The following is a 20,233-nucleotide window of genomic DNA, read 5'->3' as shown; positions in this document are numbered from 1 at the left end:
ACATGCGTGTGTTATTGATCCTGAGTGTGTTGCTGCTGGGCGCCTGCGAGGGCGTGCCGGTCATGCCTGAACTTCCGGTCCAGGCTGAACGCGGGGCGATTCAGGACCTGCGCAGTGGAAAGCTCCTGACTCCAGAGGAACTGGTCATTCGTCTGGCCCGGGCGCCGCGGGTGATTGTCGGCGAGCAGCATGACCACCCCGAGCATCACGCCTTGCAGCTGTGGTTGTTGCAGGCGATGGCGACCCAGCGTAGGCAAGGCAGCCTGCTGTTGGAGATGCTCATGCCGGACCAGCAGCCGCGGGTCGACTCGCTCCGCCAGCACAAGGCGGCGCAGGGCTTGTCCGATGATCTGCCAGGCGCATTGGCCTGGTCGCCGGGGTGGGACTGGGCGCTGTACGGACCTGTCGTGCGCTATGCGTTGCTCCAGCCTTATCCGTTGCTGGCCGCCAATCTGGATAGCTCCGAAGTTCGCGACATCTATCGCCAGGCACCAGCCTTGAGTGGCGAGCACTCGAATGCCGCCTTGGTGCGCAATGAGTTGCTGCAGCAAGTTCGTGACTCCCATTGTGGCCTGCTGCCCGAAAGCCAGATGCCAGCGATGCTGGCGGTTCAGCAGCAGCGCGACCGACGCATGGCCGAGCGCTTGCTGGCGGCACCGACGCCGGCGCTGCTGTTTGCCGGGGCCTTTCATGCACGCAGGGATGTCGGGGTGCCGGTTCACCTGCGGGACCTCGACGCATCGAACGGCACCGTGGTACTGATGCTGGCGCAGAAGGGCATGCACGTATCGCCGCAAAGCGCGGATTACGTGTGGTACAGCGCGCGGTTGCCGGAGAAGGACTACTGCGCCCAGATGCGCCAGTAGGCTTTTTTCAGGCAAAAAAAGACCCGGCAAGAGCCGGGTCAAATAACCGTGATTAGCCTGATGAGGAGATAATCTGAGAGTCCGAACCACTGGTCTTCCAGGTTATCGACTGATCTCGCGATCAGCTGTGATAATCATAACGATTCTCATTTCCAAGTCAACAAAGTTTTTCCTGTTTCTGTGAATTCCGCCAAACGCTCGTTTGGATTGCTTGTAAAACGGGGCTTCAAAGGTTAGCGCTCAGGCTGTGCAGGCGGCTGACTTCCTTGTTCAACAGGTCGATTCGCCGTGCCATGCTTTCGATCAGGCTATGGGCGATACGTGGATTGCTCTGGGTCAGGCTGAGAAACTGGCTCTTGGGGATCAGCATCAGGGTGGATGGCTCGCTGGCAATCACGCTGGCGTTGCGTTTCTCCCCGGTAAAAATGGCCATCGCACCAAAGATCTCGTCCTTGGGCACATCCCCGACCTTGTGCCCGTCGACAAAGGCTTCGGCGTGCCCTTCGATGATGACGAACACATGATCGGCGTCATCGCCCTGGCGAATCAGCACTTCGCCCTTGGCCACGCGTTGAAAGCCGTTGCTGTTGCGCAACTCGGGCTGCTTGAGGCGGGCAACGGCATCGGAGAGCAGGGCGGTTTGTCCGATCAGGTACTGTAGAAACAGTTCGGCCCGCTGTTCGTCGGCATACAGATGCTGGAACACCGCGGAACGCTGATAGGGGATCAGGCTCAACGGCTGCTCGCTGCTGAGTTGCCAGTGAGGCAACTCAGCTCCTCGGCGCAGTCCGAGCAGATCGCCTTCATGCAGATAAAACAGTGGGCGCTCATCGACGCTGGCTTGTACCTGGCCGCTTCCGAGCAGGAACAACTGGCTGTCGGCAAGGCTGCTGGAGAGGTCTTTGGAAGGGGCCACTTCCAACACATCGCCGGACGGCAGCAGGCCTTCCAGCAGGCGCGGCGGGATGCTCTGCAACTGATTGATCAAGGCATCGGCGTAAGCCGGTTGTTCCCCCAGTAAATACATAAAAAGCCTGCCAGGTCAGTTCTTTTGGCGTGAAGAAATGGCATCCAGCTGTTTGTTGAGTGCTTCCTTGCGTTCTGCCGGAATGTCATTCCAGTGCACATCCATCAGTGCGCCTTCAATGGCGTACAACAGCACCTTCGAGGCTCGAAACCCTCGGGTCCGCACGGCCCGATAGGCATCCACCGCCCCCAGGCGGCGCAAGTCCGAAGCGCTATGGATGCCCACCGCATGCAGCCATTGTGCCGACGTCTTGCCAAGGTTTTTCAGGTGTTGCAATTCATCATTCATCAAGCCTCCTTGCGACGGCCGAATGGTGCGTGGGCAAGTCTCAAAGGAGTGTAGCGCTCAGTAGGAAAAGCGCTGTTCTTTGGTCGGTTTTGGCGCAAAAGCTTCTAAGGCGACAGAGGAAAGTACGCCAGAAACAGAGGGAAGAGGGGGCGGGAGAAGACCAAGTCCAGCGTAAGGCAGAGAGCGCCGGACCTCGGAGCAAAAAGGGGCGATTACTTGGTGCGGTAGCGCAGGCGAGTGCCGAAGTTGACGGACATCAGGATTTCATCGGCAGTCAGTTCGGGCGGAAAGTAGGCGCCGGAGATTTGCGCATGGGCCAGGCTGGCGCCTTCCATGGAGGAATTACGCAGGTCGAGGCCGCGCAGGTCGGCAGAACGGAAGTAGGCGTCGGTGAAGTCGATGCCGTCGGCATTCAGTTCACGCAGGTCGAGCCCACGAAAATCGCCGCCGCGCATGTCGACAGTCTGGTCTTTCGGGCGTTCCCGGTTAAAGCCGTCGATGTCGTCTTTGTGCAGCAAAGCGTAAAGGGGAGTATCGAGAAGTTTGGGCTGACTCATGGGGCGTCACCTGCTGGAATTATGACGCCAGTATAGTGCCACTATTTTTCAGCCGTGAAGCCTTTGCGATTTCACGGCTGAAATAGTTGATTACAAGCCTGGGAGACGCTGGCGAATGTTCGCGACCAGGGCGTCGAGGCTCCCGCTTTCATTGGTCTCGACGCGCTTGCTGCGCAGCACTTCCTCGGCGCTCAGGGCTTCGCGATTGGCTTGCTGCTGTTCGATCACGGCCAGGGTCGCGTCCGAGGGGTCGTTGCGATCGACCTGGCGTTGTGCCAGCCAGCTGGCAATGACGGCCTGCGGGGCATTGCAGTCGATGATCAGGCAAGGCGTGCCGGTCGCTTCGGCAACCTTGGCCGCGGCATCACGCTGGTCGCGCTTGAGGTAGGTGGCGTCGATGACCACCGGGAAACCGGCGCGCAGGACGATACCGGCAAGTTCATGCAGGCGGTCATAGGTCGCGGTATTGGCTTGGGCATTATAAATGCCGGCATTCGGATCGTTCTGTACCTGCTGCTCGCCAAACAGGCGTTTGCGCTCGACATCGGAACGCAGGCGAACGGCGCCCAGGGCTTCCACCAGACGCATGGCCACATGGCTTTTTCCAACGGCGGAAACGCCAGAAGTGATCGCCAGGAAGCGCGATGGAATGGTGCTGTAGCTTTCTGCCAGGTTGGCGTAGTTGCGGTACTGGCGCAGGGCCGTGGCGCGCTGCATCGGACTGGCGTCGGCCGGCATGCTGAACAGGGCGACCTTGGCTCGTACCAGGGCGCGATAGGCTTTGTAGAAATTCAACAGCTCCAGGCCCTGATAGTCACCGGTCTGTTCCAGGTACTGGCTGATGAAACGGCGTGCCAGGCATTTCAGGCCGCGGTCCTCCAGGTCCATGGCGAGGAAACCGGTGTCGGCATAGACGTCAGTGAAGCGGAACGGCTCGTTGAACTCGATGCAATCGAAGATCACCACCTTGCCATCGATAAGCGTTGCGTTACCCAGGTGGATGTCGCCGTGGCATTCACGGATGAAGCCTTCGGCCTTGCGCTTGGCGAGGAGTGGCTTGAGTCGTTCGAAGCTGCTTTCGGCCCAGGCTTGCAGGGCTTCGAGCTGTTGCAGGTCGGCCTTGTCGCTGAGGAATGGGCGGATCTGCTCGAAGTTCTGACGCACCGGCTCCATGACGCTTTCCGGGGTGCCGGCTTCGTGGGCTGCCGGGACCCGCGGGGCTTCGAGGTGGAACCTGGCAATCTGCCGGGCCATTTCGTCGATGTGCGCGGTGGTCAGTTCGCCATTGGCTTGCAGCGTGCTGAGCAGTTGGCTTTGCGGGAACTGGCGCATTTTCAGGGCGTATTCGATAACCGGGCCGTCCCCTGCGATCTGCGGCGCTTCGGCACTGCCGGTGATCGGCAACACTTCCAGATACAAATCATCGGTCAGGCGCTGGTTCAGACGCAGCTCTTCGCCGCAGAAGTGCCCGCGCGCTTCAAGGCCGGTGAAATCGAGAAAGCCGAAGTTGACCGGCTTTTTCAGCTTATAGGCATAGGGACCGGTGAGCAGGACCCAGGAGATATGGGTCTCGATGACCTGGAATCCGTCTACGGAATGCGGGTAGAGGGCCGGGTTTTGCAGGGCGGCGATCAGGGATTGGCTCACAGGCGATCCTTCAGAGTCGGGGAAAATACAAGGGCGTCATTATGGCCGCTGACAGGGCTAACGCAAACCTCGGGCCGCTCCTGTTGACGATGAATAAAGTGCGTATAATCCGCCGCCATGACTCGTACTCGATCCCCCCGTTCCGCTAAAAAACGTCCGTCTAGTGGCCCGCGCCCCTGGCTGGGCTGGGCCTTGAAGCTCGGTCTGGTCGCTCTGGTGGTGCTCGCCGGCTTTGCGGTTTATCTCGATGCCGTGGTCCAGGAGAAATTCTCCGGCAAGCGCTGGACCATTCCGGCCAAGGTCTATGCGCGCCCGCTGGAGCTGTTCGTCGGACAAAAGCTCAGCAAGGACGATTTCCTCACCGAACTCGACGCACTCGGCTATCGCCGCGAAAGCGTGGTCAATGGCCCTGGTGCTGCGTCGGTCAGTGGTAACACCGTTGAACTCAATACCCGCGGTTTCCAGTTCTATGAAGGCATGGAACAGGCGCAACCGGTGCGGGTGCGTTTTTCCGGTGACTACGTGGCCGAGCTGTCAGGTAGCAAAGGCTCGAAACTGGCCGTGGTACGCCTGGAGCCGCTGCTGATCGGCGGCCTGTATCCGAAGAATCTCGAAGACCGGATCCTGATCAAGATCGATCAGGTGCCTCCTTATCTGCTGGAAACCCTGGTGGCGGTCGAGGACCGGGATTTCTACAGCCACTTTGGCGTGTCGCCCAAGTCGATCGCCCGGGCGGTGTGGGTCAATACCTCGTCCGGCGCCATGCGCCAGGGCGGCAGTACCCTGACCCAGCAGTTGGTCAAGAACTTCTACCTGACCAACGAACGCAGCCTGAGCCGCAAGCTCACCGAAGCGATGATGGCCCTGCTGCTTGAGCTGCATTACGACAAGCGCGAGATCCTCGAGGCGTACCTCAACGAGGTCTTCGTCGGCCAGGATGGCCAGCGTGCCGTGCACGGTTTCGGCCTGGCCAGCCAGTTCTTCTTCAGCCAGCCGCTGGCCGAACTCAAGTTGCATCAGATCGCCTTGCTGGTGGGGATGGTCAAGGGGCCGTCCTATTACAACCCGCGTCGTTATCCGGAGCGTGCGCTGGAGCGGCGTAACCTGGTGCTCGATCTACTGGCGCAGCAGGGTGTGGCGACGCCGGAGCAGGTCGAAGCGGCGAAGAAAATGCCCTTGGGCGTGACCAAGCGCGGCAGTCTGGCGGACAGCTCGTTCCCGGGCTTCCTGGACCTGGTGAAGCGTCAGCTGCGTGAGGATTACCGCGACGAAGACTTGACCGAGGAAGGCCTGCGGATCTTCACCAGCTTCGACCCGATTCTGCAGATGAAGGCCGAGGCTTCGGTCGGGGATACCTTCAAGCGCCTGGCCGGGCGCAAGGGATCGGATGAAGTTGAAGCGGCAATGGTGGTGACCAACCCGGAAACCGGCGAAGTCCAGGCCATGATCGGCAGCCGTCAGGCCGGTTTTGCCGGTTTCAACCGGGCGCTGGATGCGGTGCGGCCGATCGGCTCCCTGATCAAGCCCGCGGTTTACCTGACGGCGTTGGAGAAACCCAGCCAATACACACTGACCAGTTGGCTCTCCGACGAGGCGTTCTCGGTGAAGGGGGGCGACGGACAGGTGTGGAAGCCCCAGAACTACGACCGTCGTTCCCACGGCACGGTCTTCCTTTATCAGGGGCTGGCGCATTCCTATAACCTGTCGACCGCGCGCCTGGGCCTGGAAGTCGGTGTGCCGAACGTGCTGAAAACCCTGGGGCGCCTTGGTGTCACCCGCGAATTCCCGGCGTTCCCTTCGATGCTGTTGGGGGCGGGGGGCTTGAGCCCGATGGAAGTCGCCACCATGTATCAGACCCTGGCCAACGGCGGTTTCAATACCCCGATGCGCGGGATCCGTAGCGTGCTGACCGCTGAGGGCGAACCGCTGAAGCGTTATCCGTTCCAGATCCAGCAACGTTTCGATCCAGGCTCGATCTACCTGATCCAGAGCGCGATGCAGCGCGTCATGCGCGAAGGTACCGGCAGTTCGGTCTACAACGTGCTGCCGCGCTCCCTGGCGCTGGCGGGCAAGACCGGTACCAGTAACGATTCCCGCGACAGCTGGTTCGCCGGTTTCAGCCAGGATCTGCTGGCCGTGGTCTGGCTGGGGCGTGATGACAACGGCAAGACACCGTTCACCGGCGCCACCGGTGCGCTGCAGGTCTGGACCAGTTTCATGCGCAAGGCCGACCCGTTGCCGTTGGATATGCCACAACCGGATAACGTGGTGCAGGCCTGGGTCGACTCACGGACCGGGCAGGGCTCGGATGCCAACTGTCCGGGCGCGGTACAGATGCCGTATATTCGCGGCAGCGAACCTCCTCCCGGTCCGGCATGCGGTGGCGAAAGCCCGGCGTCCGGCGAGTCGGTGATGGATTGGGTCAAGGGCTGGATGAATTAAGCGAAGAGGGTTTGACGTGAACAAGTGGTGGATTCCAGCTATTACAGCTCTGGCTTTGCTCAATGGTTGTGCCAGCGTGCAGCGTGGCTCGATTCCGGTGGTGGACTCCGGTACCGCGGTGTCCAACAGCGAACGCATTTCGGCCAATGGCGGCTTCCGTCAGACGACCATCAAGCGTCCTGCGCAAGCTCAGGCTCAAAGTATTCCCCAGGACTCGGGCGTGGTGGTGATGGTGCCGGGCGGGGCTGCGGCCACTGCCGCGCCGATCAGCAGCGCACCGATCACCCCGGGCCCGATCACCCCAGGTCCTATCGATACCGCGCCGATCCAGTCCGCGCCGATCAATCAGGGCAGCTACAGCCTGCCGCCGACGCCGAGCGGAGTGCCTTCGGCCAGCTCCGGCGGGCTGTCCGCCGATGAGCAGCTGGACGGTCCGGTGCTGGCCCTGTTGACCACCGCTCAGCAGCAACAGGCGAGTGGCGATCTGAACGGTGCTTCCTCCAGTCTTGAGCGCGCCCAGCGTGTCGCGCCGCGTGAGCCGCAAGTGCTGTATCGCCTGGCCCAGGTGCGCATGGCCCAGGGCGATGCCCCGCAGGCTGAACAGTTTGCCCGTCGCGGCCTGAGCTTCGCCAACGGTCGTCCGGATCTGCAGGCCAGCCTGTGGGCATTGATTGCCCAGGCACGCGAGAAACAGGGCGATGCCGCCGGTGCCGCTCAGGCCCGGCAAAAAGCCAAGGTGTCGCTCTGATGGATGCACGTTTTCCAAAAATTGCCGATCAGTTGCTGTTGATCGAGCGTGAGATGCGGTTACAGGGGTTGTGGGATGACACTCCGCCGAGTGCCGAAGCGCTGGCCAGTGTCGAGCCGTTTGCCGTGGATACGCTGGAGTTCGAGCAGTGGCTGCAGTGGATCTTCCTGCCGCGGATGAAGGCGATTCTTGAGCAGGATCTGCCTTTGCCCAACGCCTCGGGTATCCAGGAAATGGCCGAAGTGGTATTCGCCGGTCGCTCGATGCAGGGCCGGGACCTTCAGTTGCAGAGCCTGCTCAAGGAGTTTGACCAACTGATCGGCGGCGCCCGCTAAACCTTCTGCAACCACTGCCTAGCGGCAGTGGTTGTCTATCGCCTTCTGTGTTTCCGCAATGCGCTGCTGCCGTTGTTCCTCGGTCAGGCGGCGCATTCCCCCCTCTGTGTTCTCGCTCAGGCGCGGGTTGTTCTGCAACTGCGTCAGACTGGCCCGTGCCTGTGTGCAAAAACGCCTGCGTTCGGCTTCCTGCCTGGCGAGCTGCTGCTTGGCCTGATTGTCCATGACTTGTTGCTGAGGGCCTGGCTTGTCGGGCGGCGGAGTACTGCTTGCACCTTTCGGCGCTTTTGGCAGGGTGATGGCAGTGCTGCCCACGCCTTGGGGTGGCTGGGCGTCGAAATGGGTGACTCCCTGGGCGTCGACCCATTTGTAAATCTGGCCGGCCTGGCACGGGAGGCTCATGGCGAGCAGCAGGCCAGCGGTCATGGCGAAGGTTCGCATTTTTGAATTCCTTATTCAGGATTGCGCAATTGAAGCGCAGACACTCGCGGTTTACAGGTTTTTTCTTGCGTTCTCATGCGCTTAGTTCGAATAAAGCACATTGACGTCTTGACTTGCAGAGGGCGAAACAGAAGAATCCAAAGTCCGCTGTAGAGGGACTGCCAGAAGCAGACCCACTCGGCAGAACATGAGGCGCACATCCGCGCCGACCTGCTACACCCGCAACGCGTTACCTCGCGCTGGGTGGGAAAACCCCGCAACACTTGGGGCACTCCCAATACTTGCTCAGTCAGTGCTGACGTAGTCGGCGACCACCGTCGCTCATGCTCTGCTGAGAAGTAAACCTATTAAGACCCGTCCCCTTTCAAGAGGGCGGTATTCTGGCGTTTTAGAGGTGAACAACGTGGAGCTTTTATCTGGCGGTGAGATGCTCGTCCGCTTTTTGCGTGACGAAGGCGTCAAATATATCTATGGGTACCCGGGTGGTGCTCTCCTTCATGTTTACGATGCCCTGTTCAAAGAACCGGAAGTGACCCACATCCTGGTTCGTCACGAGCAAGCGGCTACCCATATGGCTGACGGCTACGCCCGTGCCACCGGCAAGGCCGGTGTGGTACTGGTGACTTCCGGCCCTGGCGCGACCAATGCCATCACCGGTATCGCCACTGCCTATATGGACTCCATTCCAATGGTGATCATTTCCGGTCAGGTGCCTAGCACCATGGTCGGTACCGACGCGTTCCAGGAAACCGACATGATCGGTATCTCCCGGCCGATCGTGAAGCACAGCTTTATGATCAAGCACGCTTCGGAAATCCCGGAAGTCATGAAGAAGGCGTTCTACCTGGCGCAATCCGGTCGTCCGGGTCCAGTCGTGGTCGATGTCCCTAAGGACATGACCAATCCGGCTGAAAAGTTCGAATACGTTTTCCCTAAAAAAGCGAAGCTGCGCTCCTATAGCCCGGCTGTTCGTGGTCACTCCGGGCAAATCCGCAAGGCGGCAGAAATGCTCCTGGCGGCCAAGCGTCCTGTGCTGTACGCCGGCGGCGGCGTGATCCTCGGTGGCGGCTCCGCGCCGCTGACCGAACTGGCACAAATGCTCAACCTGCCGGTCACCAATACCCTGATGGGCTTGGGTGCCTACCCTGGCACCGATCGTCAGTTCGTCGGCATGCTCGGCATGCACGGCAGCTACACCGCCAACCTGACCATGCACCATGCCGATGTGATCCTGGCAGTCGGCGCGCGTTTCGACGACCGTGTCATCAACGGTCCGGCGAAATTCTGCCCGAACGCCAAGATCATCCATGTCGACATCGACCCGGCGTCCATCTCCAAGACCATCAAGGCAGACGTGCCGATCGTGGGTCCGGTAGAGAGCGTCCTGACCGAAATGGTCGCGGCCCTCAAGGAAATCGGCGAAACCCCGAACAAGGACACAGTCGCCAGCTGGTGGAAGCAGATCGAGGAGTGGCGCGGTGATCGCGGCCTGTTCCCTTACGACAAGGGCGACGGCAGCATCATCAAGCCGCAGACCGTGATCGAGACCCTCTGCGAAGTGACCAAGGGCGATGCCTATGTGACCTCCGACGTGGGTCAGCACCAGATGTTCGCGGCGCAGTACTACCGGTTCAACAAACCCAATCGCTGGATCAACTCCGGTGGCCTGGGCACGATGGGCTTCGGTTTCCCTGCGGCCATGGGCGTCAAGCTGAGTTTCCCTGATGCTGACGTTGCCTGTGTAACGGGCGAGGGCAGTATCCAGATGAACATTCAGGAGCTGTCGACCTGCCTGCAGTACGACCTGCCGGTCAAGATCATCAACCTGAACAACGGTGCGCTGGGTATGGTGCGGCAGTGGCAGGACATGAACTACGGTAGCCGTCACTCGCATTCCTACATGGAATCGCTGCCTGATTTCGTCAAGCTGGCCGAAGCCTATGGGCACGTGGGCATTCGCGTCACGGACCTGAAGGATCTGAAGCCGAAGATGGAAGAAGCGTTCGCCATGAAAGATCGCCTGGTGTTCCTCGACATCCAGGTCGATACCAGCGAGCACGTCTACCCGATGCAGATCAAAGACGGCTCCATGCGCGATATGTGGCTGAGCAAGACGGAGCGTACTTAATCATGCGGCACATTATCTCCTTGCTTCTGGAAAACGAACCGGGCGCCTTGTCTCGTGTGGTTGGCCTGTTTTCGCAGCGCAACTACAACATCGAAAGCCTGACCGTGGCGCCGACCGAAGACCCGACCCTGTCGCGTCTGACGCTGACTACCGTGGGGCATGATGAAATCATCGAGCAGATCACCAAGAACCTGAACAAGCTGGTTGAAGTGGTCAAGCTGGTCGACCTGTCGGAAAGCGCTCACATCGAACGCGAGCTGATGCTGGTCAAGGTCAAAGCCACTGGCGCCCAGCGCGCCGAGGTCAAGCGCACCACCGATATTTACCGTGGGCAGATCGTCGATGTCAGTGCCAGCGTGTATACCGTTCAATTGACCGGTACCAGCGACAAGCTCGACAGTTTCATCCAGTCGATCGGCACCGCCTCGATTCTGGAAACCGTACGCAGTGGCGTCACCGGCATTGCCCGTGGCGATAAAGTACTCAGCATCTAACTCAAATTAGCGAACGGCCTGAACGGCCTGATATAGGGGAAATTCATGAAAGTTTTCTACGATAAAGACTGCGACCTCTCGATCATCCAGGGCAAGAAAGTTGCCATCATCGGTTACGGCTCCCAAGGCCACGCTCAAGCGTGCAACCTGAAAGACTCCGGCGTTGATGTCACCGTTGGCCTGCGTAAAGGCTCGTCCACCGTTGCCAAGGCTGAAGCCCATGGCCTGAAAGTGACCGACGTTGCCGCGGCCGTTGCCGGCGCCGACCTGGTCATGATCCTGACCCCGGACGAATTCCAGTCCCAGCTGTACAAGAACGAAATCGAGCCGAACATCAAGAAGGGTGCCACCCTGGCCTTTTCCCACGGCTTCGCGATCCACTACAACCAGGTCGTTCCGCGCGCCGACCTCGACGTGATCATGATCGCGCCGAAGGCCCCGGGCCACACCGTACGTTCCGAGTTCGTCAAGGGCGGCGGTATCCCTGACCTGATCGCTATCTACCAGGACGCTTCCGGCAACGCCAAGAACGTTGCTCTGTCCTACGCGGCAGGCGTGGGCGGCGGCCGTACCGGTATCATCGAAACCACCTTCAAGGACGAGACTGAAACCGACCTGTTCGGTGAGCAGGCTGTTCTGTGTGGCGGTACCGTCGAGCTGGTCAAGGCCGGTTTCGAAACCCTGGTCGAAGCTGGCTACGCGCCGGAAATGGCTTACTTCGAGTGCTTGCACGAACTGAAACTGATCGTTGACCTCATGTACGAAGGCGGTATCGCCAACATGAACTACTCGATCTCCAACAACGCCGAATACGGCGAGTACGTGACCGGCCCTGAAGTGATCAACGCCGAATCCCGTCAGGCCATGCGCAACGCCCTGAAGCGTATCCAGGACGGCGAGTACGCCAAGATGTTCATCAGCGAAGGTGCTACCGGCTACCCATCGATGACCGCCAAGCGTCGTAACAACGCCGCTCACGGTATCGAAATCATCGGTGAGCAACTGCGCTCGATGATGCCGTGGATCGGTGCCAACAAAATCGTCGACAAAGCCAAGAACTAAGTTCGAGTCTTGTCAGGGAAAACGCGGCCTAGGCCGCGTTTTTTCGTTTGGATAGACAGGTTCTGGTATAAAGCTGGATCCTTTGTGGTCCAATCGTGACCCTGGGTATCGTCGAAACTTTTCACACCGTTGCAAGGTAATGTCCATGAGCGAACGTCCCGAAGAGCCAAACCAGGCCTCTGACGCCGAAAGCCTGCTACCCATCGATGAGCATGTCGAAGAAGGGCATGACGCTGAAGGCCGTAAAGTCCGGCATCGTGGTATCTATCTGCTGCCGAATCTCTTCACCACCGCGAACCTGTTCGCCGGTTTCTACTCGATCATCAACTCCATGAGTGCCCAAAGTGCATTGAGCGCCGGGGACGCGGCAGGAGCGAGCAGGTATTTCGCGTTCGCGGCCATCGCGATTTTTGTCGCCATGGTGCTCGACGGTCTGGATGGGCGCGTGGCCCGCATGACCAATACCCAGAGCGCTTTTGGCGCCGAGTATGACTCGCTGTCCGACATGGTTGCCTTCGGCGTTGCGCCTGCCTTGTTGGCATTCGGTTGGGCGCTGGGCGACATGGGCAAGGTCGGCTGGATGGTCGCTTTCATCTATGTAGCTGGCGCGGCTCTGCGTCTGGCTCGTTTCAACACCCAGGTGGGGACTGCCGACAAGCGTTACTTCATCGGCCTGGCCAGTCCGGCCGCGGCGGGTGTGGTGGCCGGTATTGTCTGGGCGTTCAGCGATTACGGCATCCAGGGTTCGAAGATGTCGTTCCTGGTGGCGCTGATGGTGGCGGCGGCCGGCATGCTGATGGTCAGCAATATCAAGTACAACAGCTTCAAGGAGTTGGACCTGAAGGGGCGTGTACCTTTCGTGGCGATTCTCGCCGTGGTTCTGGTATTCGCCGTGGTCTTCAGTGATCCGCCGCGGATTCTGCTGCTGGTTTTCCTCGCTTATGCGGCGTCCGGTCCGGTGCAATACCTGCTGCGTCTTCGTCGACGCAAAACGTTGCCTTAATGTAATTTCCCCCATACTCCGCAGTCTATTGGTGCATCAGTCCTCCAATACTGCGGAGTTGCCATGTTGATCAAAATCCCCAAGTCGTCTGACTGCAAAGAGTCAGACGTCACGCCTGAATCTCTTTATTTCTCTCGCCGTAGCCTGTTGGGTGGGGCCATTGCTGGCCTGGCTGCCAGTGCGCTGCCACGTTGGGCCAGTGCCGAAGACGCTGGGCGCTATCCAGATGTCGAGCCTGGAAAGGCGCCGTCATGGTTTGCGCAGAAACTGCCGGAAACCAAATGGCAGGCGGTCAACGTCAAGGATGAGGCGATCACTCCGTTCAAGGATGCCACCCACTACAACAACTTCTATGAGTTCGGTGCCGACAAGGGCGACCCGGCTGCCAATGCCGGTGCGCTGAAAACCGAGCCCTGGAGCGTGGTGGTGGACGGGGAGGTGGGCAAGCCAGGGCGTTATGCGTTGGAAGACTTCATGAAGCCTTATCAGTTGGAGGAGCGGATCTATCGGCTGCGTTGTGTCGAGGCCTGGTCCATGGTGATTCCCTGGATCGGTTTCCCGATCTCCGAATTGCTCAAGCAGGTCGAGCCAACCTCCAAGGCCAAGTTCATCCGCTTCGAAACCCTTCAGGATCCTAAAAGCATGCCCGGTCAACGTTCGGGTTTTGCTCTGATCGATTGGCCTTATGTAGAAGGGCTGCGCCTGGATGAGGCGATGCACCCCTTGGCGATTCTTGCCGTGGGGATGTATGGCCGTGAGTTGCCCAACCAGAATGGCGCGCCGTTACGTTTAGTGGTGCCGTGGAAGTACGGCTTCAAGAGCATCAAGTCCATCGTGCGTATCAGTCTGGTAGAGGAGCAGCCGAAAACCACCTGGCAAAGCATCGCTGCCAATGAGTACGGTTTTTACGCGAACGTGAATCCCACGGTTGATCACCCTCGCTGGACTCAGGCACGCGAACGTCGATTGCCTAGCGGTCTGTTCAGTCCCAACGTGCGTGAGACACGGATGTTCAATGGCTACGCGGATGAAGTCGCTTCTTTATATACCGGCCTGGATCTGCGGAAGAATTACTGATGCGCTACCCACTCTGGCGCCTTGGCGTCTTCATCGTTGCTGCTATCTGGCCTTTGCTTTGGTTGTACCAGGCTTGGGCCTCCGCCCTCGGGCCCGACCCGGGAAAGGTACTGGTCGATCGATTGGGTCTGGGTACCCTGATCTTTTTACTGATCACCCTGAGCATGACGCCCCTGCAGAAACTCACGGGATGGGCGGGGTGGATCGCGGTACGACGCCAGCTTGGTTTGTGGTGCTTTGCTTATGTAGTGCTGCATTTAAGTGCTTACGCTGTATTTATCCTCGGGCTCGACTGGTCGCAGTTGGGCGTGGAGTTGCGTAAGCGGCCCTACATTATTGTAGGAAGCCTGGCCTTTCTCGGATTGTTGGCCTTGGCGGTGACTTCCAATCGATACAGCCAGCGTCGCCTGGGCAGTCGTTGGAAGAAGTTGCATCGGTTGGTGTATCTCATTCTCGGGCTGGGTTTACTGCATATGCTCTGGATTGTTCGGGCTGATCTTAAAGAGTGGGCTATCTACGCCTCTATTGGCGCGTTGTTGTTACTGTTGCGGGTGCCGCCGGTGACACGGCGAATCCCGCGTTTAGTGGGGAAAAACCATCTTTTGCAACAAAAGCGTAATTAGGGGTTGACGGCAGATTCTGGAAGTCTATAATTCGCCCCACTTCCGGCGCAGTCGAAACGGAAAACTCCTTGAGATTCAACGAGTTACGCGATTTTCGACAGTGGTTACGCTTCAGTTCATCGAAGCCCGAAGGAGTTGATTCGGCAGTAAGTTTTCGCCGAGTTAACGATTCGATCTTCTCGGTCGAAAGCGGAGAAAAAGAGGTGTTGACAGCAGCGTGTAACGCTGTAGAATTCGCCTCCCGCTGACGAGAGATCGGAAGCGCAAGTGGTTGAAGTTGCAAAGGAAACTTTGAAAACTTCTTAAAATAACCGCTTGACAGATACAGAGGCTGCTGTAGAATGCGCGCCTCGGTTGAGGCGAAAGACTTAACCAACCGCTCTTTAACAACTGAATCAAGCAATTCGTGTGGGTGCTTGTGGAGTCAGACTGATAGTCAGAAAGATTATCAGCATCACAAGTTACTCCGCGAGAAATCAAAGATGTAACCAACGATTGCTGAGCCAAGTTTAGGGTTTTCTCAAAACCCAAAGATGTTTGAACTGAAGAGTTTGATCATGGCTCAGATTGAACGCTGGCGGCAGGCCTAACACATGCAAGTCGAGCGGTAGAGGGGTGCTTGCACCTCTTGAGAGCGGCGGACGGGTGAGTAATGCCTAGGAATCTGCCTGGTAGTGGGGGATAACGTTCGGAAACGGACGCTAATACCGCATACGTCCTACGGGAGAAAGCAGGGGACCTTCGGGCCTTGCGCTATCAGATGAGCCTAGGTCGGATTAGCTAGTTGGTGAGGTAATGGCTCACCAAGGCGACGATCCGTAACTGGTCTGAGAGGATGATCAGTCACACTGGAACTGAGACACGGTCCAGACTCCTACGGGAGGCAGCAGTGGGGAATATTGGACAATGGGCGAAAGCCTGATCCAGCCATGCCGCGTGTGTGAAGAAGGTCTTCGGATTGTAAAGCACTTTAAGTTGGGAGGAAGGGTACTTACCTAATACGTGAGTATTTTGACGTTACCGACAGAATAAGCACCGGCTAACTCTGTGCCAGCAGCCGCGGTAATACAGAGGGTGCAAGCGTTAATCGGAATTACTGGGCGTAAAGCGCGCGTAGGTGGTTCGTTAAGTTGGATGTGAAATCCCCGGGCTCAACCTGGGAACTGCATCCAAAACTGGCGAGCTAGAGTATGGTAGAGGGTGGTGGAATTTCCTGTGTAGCGGTGAAATGCGTAGATATAGGAAGGAACACCAGTGGCGAAGGCGACCACCTGGACTGATACTGACACTGAGGTGCGAAAGCGTGGGGAGCAAACAGGATTAGATACCCTGGTAGTCCACGCCGTAAACGATGTCAACTAGCCGTTGGGAGCCTTGAGCTCTTAGTGGCGCAGCTAACGCATTAAGTTGACCGCCTGGGGAGTACGGCCGCAAGGTTAAAACTCAAATGAATTGACGGGGGCCCGCACAAGCGGTGGAGCATGTGGTTTAATTCGAAGCAACGCGAAGAACCTTACCAGGCCTTGACATCCAATGAACTTTCCAGAGATGGATTGGTGCCTTCGGGAGCATTGAGACAGGTGCTGCATGGCTGTCGTCAGCTCGTGTCGTGAGATGTTGGGTTAAGTCCCGTAACGAGCGCAACCCTTGTCCTTAGTTACCAGCACGTCATGGTGGGCACTCTAAGGAGACTGCCGGTGACAAACCGGAGGAAGGTGGGGATGACGTCAAGTCATCATGGCCCTTACGGCCTGGGCTACACACGTGCTACAATGGTCGGTACAGAGGGTTGCCAAGCCGCGAGGTGGAGCTAATCCCACAAAACCGATCGTAGTCCGGATCGCAGTCTGCAACTCGACTGCGTGAAGTCGGAATCGCTAGTAATCGCGAATCAGAATGTCGCGGTGAATACGTTCCCGGGCCTTGTACACACCGCCCGTCACACCATGGGAGTGGGTTGCACCAGAAGTAGCTAGTCTAACCTTCGGGAGGACGGTTACCACGGTGTGATTCATGACTGGGGTGAAGTCGTAACAAGGTAGCCGTAGGGGAACCTGCGGCTGGATCACCTCCTTAATCGACGACATCAGCTGCTTCATAAGCTCCCACACGAATTGCTTGATTCATTGAAGAAGACGATTGGGTCTGTAGCTCAGTTGGTTAGAGCGCACCCCTGATAAGGGTGAGGTCGGCAGTTCGAATCTGCCCAGACCCACCAATTACTGGTGCACCCTGTAGCGATACGGGGCCATAGCTCAGCTGGGAGAGCGCCTGCCTTGCACGCAGGAGGTCAGCGGTTCGATCCCGCTTGGCTCCACCATTACAGATTGGTGTCCATCGTTTAAAGCTTAGAAATGAGCATTCCATCAAGTTGATGGTGAATGTTGATTTCTGATCTTTATCAGAATCGTTCTTTAAAAATTTGGGTATGTGATAGAAAGATAGACTGGATAGCACTTTCACTGGTGTTGTTCAGGCTAAGGTAAAATTTGTGAGTTTAATCGCGAATTTTCGGCGAATGTCGTCTTCACAGTATAACCAGATTGCTTGGGGTTATATGGTCAAGTGAAGAAGCGCATACGGTGGATGCCTTGGCAGTCAGAGGCGATGAAAGACGTGGTAGCCTGCGAAAAGCTTCGGGGAGTCGGCAAACAGACTTTGATCCGGAGATGTCTGAATGGGGGAACCCAGCCATCATAAGATGGTTATCTTGTACTGAATACATAGGTGCAAGAGGCGAACCAGGGGAACTGAAACATCTAAGTACCCTGAGGAAAAGAAATCAACCGAGATTCCCTTAGTAGTGGCGAGCGAACGGGGACTAGCCCTTAAGTGGCTTTGAGATTAGCGGAACGCTCTGGAAAGTGCGGCCATAGTGGGTGATAGCCCTGTACGCGAAAATCTCTTAGTCATGAAATCGAGTAGGACGGAGCACGAGAAACTTTGTCTGAATATGGGGGGACCATCCTCCAAGGCTAAATACTACTGACTGACCGATAGTGAACTAGTACCGTGAGGGAAAGGCGAAAAGAACCCCGGAGAGGGGAGTGAAATAGATCCTGAAACCGTATGCGTACAAGCAGTGGGAGCAGACTTTGTTCTGTGACTGCGTACCTTTTGTATAATGGGTCAGCGACTTATATTCAGTGGCGAGCTTAACCGAATAGGGGAGGCGTAGCGAAAGCGAGTCTTAATAGGGCGTTTAGTCGCTGGGTATAGACCCGAAACCGGGCGATCTATCCATGGGCAGGTTGAAGGTTAGGTAACACTGACTGGAGGACCGAACCGACTACCGTTGAAAAGTTAGCGGATGACCTGTGGATCGGAGTGAAAGGCTAATCAAGCTCGGAGATAGCTGGTTCTCCTCGAAAGCTATTTAGGTAGCGCCTCATGTATCACTGTAGGGGGTAGAGCACTGTTTCGGCTAGGGGGTCATCCCGACTTACCAAACCGATGCAAACTCCGAATACCTACAAGTGCCGAGCATGGGAGACACACGGCGGGTGCTAACGTCCGTCGTGAAAAGGGAAACAACCCAGACCGTCAGCTAAGGTCCCAAAGTTATGGTTAAGTGGGAAACGATGTGGGAAGGCTTAGACAGCTAGGAGGTTGGCTTAGAAGCAGCCACCCTTTAAAGAAAGCGTAATAGCTCACTAGTCGAGTCGGCCTGCGCGGAAGATGTAACGGGGCTCAAACCATACACCGAAGCTACGGGTATCACGTAAGTGATGCGGTAGAGGAGCGTTCTGTAAGCCTGTGAAGGTGAGTTGAGAAGCTTGCTGGAGGTATCAGAAGTGCGAATGCTGACATGAGTAACGACAATGGGTGTGAAAAACACCCACGCCGAAAGACCAAGGTTTCCTGCGCAACGTTAATCGACGCAGGGTTAGTCGGTCCCTAAGGCGAGGCTGAAAAGCGTAGTCGATGGAAAACAGGTTAATATTCCTGTACTTCTAGTTATTGCGATGGAGGGACGGAGAAGGCTAGGCCAGCTTGGCGTTGGTTGTCCAAGTTTAAGGTGGTAGGCTGGAATCTTAGGTAAATCCGGGGTTCTAAGGCCGAGAGCTGATGACGAGTTACCTTTCAGGTGACGAAGTGGTTGATGCCATGCTTCCAAGAAAAGCTTCTAAGCTTCAGATAACTAGGAACCGTACCCCAAACCGACACAGGTGGTTGGGTAGAGAATACCAAGGCGCTTGAGAGAACTCGGGTGAAGGAACTAGGCAAAATGGCACCGTAACTTCGGGAGAAGGTGCGCCGGTGAGGGTGAAGGACTTGCTCCGTAAGCCCATGCCGGTCGAAGATACCAGGCCGCTGCGACTGTTTATTAAAAACACAGCACTCTGCAAACACGAAAGTGGACGTATAGGGTGTGACGCCTGCCCGGTGCCGGAAGGTTAATTGATGGGGTTAGCTAACGCGAAGCTCTTGATCGAAGCCCCGGTAAACGGCGGCCGTAACTATAACGGTCCTAAGGTAGCGAAATTCCTTGTCGGGTAAGTTCCGACCTGCACGAATGGCGTAACGATGGCGGCGCTGTCTCCACCCGAGACTCAGTGAAATTGAAATCGCTGTGAAGATGCAGTGTATCCGCGGCTAGACGGAAAGACCCCGTGAACCTTTACTATAGCTTTGCACTGGACTTTGAATTTGCTTGTGTAGGATAGGTGGGAGGCTTTGAAGCGTGGACGCCAGTTCGCGTGGAGCCATCCTTGAAATACCACCCTGGCAACTTTGAGGTTCTAACTCAGGTCCGTTATCCGGATCGAGGACAGTGTATGGTGGGTAGTTTGACTGGGGCGGTCTCCTCCTAAAGAGTAACGGAGGAGTACGAAGGTGCGCTCAGACCGGTCGGAAATCGGTCGTAGAGTATAAAGGCAAAAGCGCGCTTGACTGCGAGACAGACACGTCGAGCAGGTACGAAAGTAGGTCTTAGTGATCCGGTGGTTCTGTATGGAAGGGCCATCGCTCAACGGATAAAAGGTACTCCGGGGATAACAGGCTGATACCGCCCAAGAGTTCATATCGACGGCGGTGTTTGGCACCTCGATGTCGGCTCATCACATCCTGGGGCTGAAGCCGGTCCCAAGGGTATGGCTGTTCGCCATTTAAAGTGGTACGCGAGCTGGGTTTAGAACGTCGTGAGACAGTTCGGTCCCTATCTGCCGTGGACGTTTGAGATTTGAGAGGGGCTGCTCCTAGTACGAGAGGACCGGAGTGGACGAACCTCTGGTGTTCCGGTTGTCACGCCAGTGGCATTGCCGGGTAGCTATGTTCGGAAAAGATAACCGCTGAAAGCATCTAAGCGGGAAACTTGCCTCAAGATGAGATCTCACTGGAACCTTGAGTTCCCTGAAGGGCCGTCGAAGACTACGACGTTGATAGGTTGGGTGTGTAAGCGCTGTGAGGCGTTGAGCTAACCAATACTAATTGCCCGTGAGGCTTGACCATATAACACCCAAGCAATTTGCGCTTAACAGCCAGATTGCGGTGTG

Annotated in this window: 15 protein-coding genes, 2 tRNA genes and 2 rRNA genes; 14 read left to right on the top strand and 5 right to left on the bottom strand. The window is 57.3% G+C overall.

From position 1 onward, the window contains the following. Positions 1–2 precede the first annotated feature (2 nt). The gene (locus PMI20_RS28785; RefSeq protein WP_007924638.1) at positions 3–866 is read left to right on the top strand and encodes a ChaN family lipoprotein; all 864 of its coding nucleotides are present in this window, start codon (positions 3–5) and stop codon (positions 864–866) included. Positions 867–1,092: 226 nt separating this feature from the next. Here the strand turns inward: PMI20_RS28785 and PMI20_RS28780 are convergent, their stop codons facing one another. The 4 genes from PMI20_RS28780 to PMI20_RS28765 all read right to left on the bottom strand — a co-directional run bounded on the left by PMI20_RS28780 (position 1,093) and on the right by PMI20_RS28765 (position 4,385). Continuing rightward, positions 1,093–1,893 carry a Crp/Fnr family transcriptional regulator gene (locus PMI20_RS28780; protein WP_007924636.1) on the bottom strand — a complete coding sequence of 267 codons (801 nt, stop codon included), beginning with the start codon at positions 1,891–1,893 and terminating at the stop codon, positions 1,093–1,095. A 15-nt stretch (positions 1,894–1,908) separates the two neighbouring features. Further along, positions 1,909–2,181 carry a TfoX/Sxy family protein gene (locus PMI20_RS28775; protein ID WP_007924634.1) on the bottom strand — a complete coding sequence of 91 codons (273 nt, stop codon included), beginning with the start codon at positions 2,179–2,181 and terminating at the stop codon, positions 1,909–1,911. Between the two features lie 212 nt (positions 2,182–2,393). Then, a complete protein-coding gene (locus tag PMI20_RS28770) occupies positions 2,394–2,738 on the bottom strand; it encodes a pentapeptide repeat-containing protein (RefSeq protein WP_007924632.1) in 345 nt (114 codons plus the stop codon). Positions 2,739–2,828: 90 nt separating this feature from the next. Then, complete coding sequence (locus PMI20_RS28765; RefSeq protein WP_007924630.1) at positions 2,829–4,385, bottom strand: bifunctional aminoglycoside phosphotransferase/ATP-binding protein; 1,557 nt, start codon at positions 4,383–4,385, stop codon at positions 2,829–2,831. Between the two features lie 117 nt (positions 4,386–4,502). On the opposite strand from PMI20_RS28765, the gene mrcB reads away from it, so the two are divergent. Genes mrcB through PMI20_RS28750 form a run of 3 tightly spaced genes read left to right on the top strand, consistent with a single transcriptional unit; the run spans position 4,503 to position 7,910 of the window. Next, the gene (gene mrcB / locus PMI20_RS28760) at positions 4,503–6,827 is read left to right on the top strand and encodes a penicillin-binding protein 1B (protein WP_007924629.1); all 2,325 of its coding nucleotides are present in this window, start codon (positions 4,503–4,505) and stop codon (positions 6,825–6,827) included. A 16-nt stretch (positions 6,828–6,843) separates the two neighbouring features. Next, a complete protein-coding gene (locus PMI20_RS28755; protein WP_007924627.1) occupies positions 6,844–7,575 on the top strand; it encodes a tetratricopeptide repeat protein in 732 nt (243 codons plus the stop codon). After that, positions 7,575–7,910, top strand: a complete 336-nt coding sequence (locus tag PMI20_RS28750) for a YqcC family protein (protein ID WP_007924623.1) — start codon at positions 7,575–7,577, stop codon at positions 7,908–7,910. Before PMI20_RS28755 ends, PMI20_RS28750 begins: the two co-directional genes overlap by 1 nt. Before the next feature lie 18 nt (positions 7,911–7,928). Here PMI20_RS28750 and PMI20_RS28745 read toward each other — a convergent pair whose 3' ends face one another. Beyond that, positions 7,929–8,351 (bottom strand): DUF4124 domain-containing protein, encoded by a 423-nt coding sequence (locus PMI20_RS28745; protein WP_007924622.1) that lies wholly within the window; start codon positions 8,349–8,351, stop codon positions 7,929–7,931. A 403-nt stretch (positions 8,352–8,754) separates the two neighbouring features. Between PMI20_RS28745 and PMI20_RS28740 the strand changes: the two genes are divergently transcribed. The 10 genes from PMI20_RS28740 (at position 8,755) to PMI20_RS28695 (ending at position 20,189) form a co-directional block, all read left to right on the top strand. Further along, entirely contained in the window at positions 8,755–10,479 is a 1,725-nt protein-coding gene (locus tag PMI20_RS28740; RefSeq protein WP_007924621.1) for an acetolactate synthase 3 large subunit, read from the top strand. A gap of 2 nt (positions 10,480–10,481) precedes the next feature. Then, the gene (gene ilvN / locus PMI20_RS28735) at positions 10,482–10,973 is read left to right on the top strand and encodes an acetolactate synthase small subunit (protein WP_007924620.1); all 492 of its coding nucleotides are present in this window, start codon (positions 10,482–10,484) and stop codon (positions 10,971–10,973) included. 45 nt (positions 10,974–11,018) lie between these two features. Beyond that, entirely contained in the window at positions 11,019–12,035 is a 1,017-nt protein-coding gene (gene ilvC / locus PMI20_RS28730; RefSeq protein WP_007924618.1) for a ketol-acid reductoisomerase, read from the top strand. A gap of 145 nt (positions 12,036–12,180) precedes the next feature. Next, positions 12,181–13,038, top strand: coding sequence for a CDP-diacylglycerol--serine O-phosphatidyltransferase (gene pssA, locus PMI20_RS28725; RefSeq protein ID WP_007924611.1), 858 nt, complete (start codon positions 12,181–12,183; stop codon positions 13,036–13,038). Between the two features lie 63 nt (positions 13,039–13,101). After that, a complete protein-coding gene (gene msrP / locus PMI20_RS28720; protein WP_007924610.1) occupies positions 13,102–14,115 on the top strand; it encodes a protein-methionine-sulfoxide reductase catalytic subunit MsrP in 1,014 nt (337 codons plus the stop codon). Beyond that, positions 14,115–14,738 (top strand): protein-methionine-sulfoxide reductase heme-binding subunit MsrQ, encoded by a 624-nt coding sequence (msrQ, locus tag PMI20_RS28715; protein ID WP_007924609.1) that lies wholly within the window; start codon positions 14,115–14,117, stop codon positions 14,736–14,738. The genes msrP and msrQ overlap by 1 nt, the downstream gene beginning before the upstream one ends. 539 nt (positions 14,739–15,277) lie before the next feature. Then, a 16S ribosomal RNA gene (locus PMI20_RS28710) occupies positions 15,278–16,814 on the top strand. Between the two features lie 65 nt (positions 16,815–16,879). Further along, a tRNA-Ile gene (locus tag PMI20_RS28705) sits at positions 16,880–16,956 on the top strand. Positions 16,957–16,982: 26 nt separating this feature from the next. Continuing rightward, positions 16,983–17,058, top strand: a tRNA-Ala gene (locus PMI20_RS28700). A 239-nt stretch (positions 17,059–17,297) separates the two neighbouring features. Further along, positions 17,298–20,189, top strand: a 23S ribosomal RNA gene (locus tag PMI20_RS28695). The 16S and 23S rRNA genes sit together here with 2 tRNA genes alongside, the layout of an rRNA operon. Positions 20,190–20,233 lie beyond the last annotated feature (44 nt).

The sequence above is a fragment of the Pseudomonas sp. GM17 genome (genome assembly GCF_000282175.2).
GTDB lineage: Bacteria > Pseudomonadota > Gammaproteobacteria > Pseudomonadales > Pseudomonadaceae > Aquipseudomonas > Aquipseudomonas chlororaphis.
Note: the sequence above shows the minus strand (reverse complement) of the source record. Positions and strands in the feature narration are given on the sequence as shown.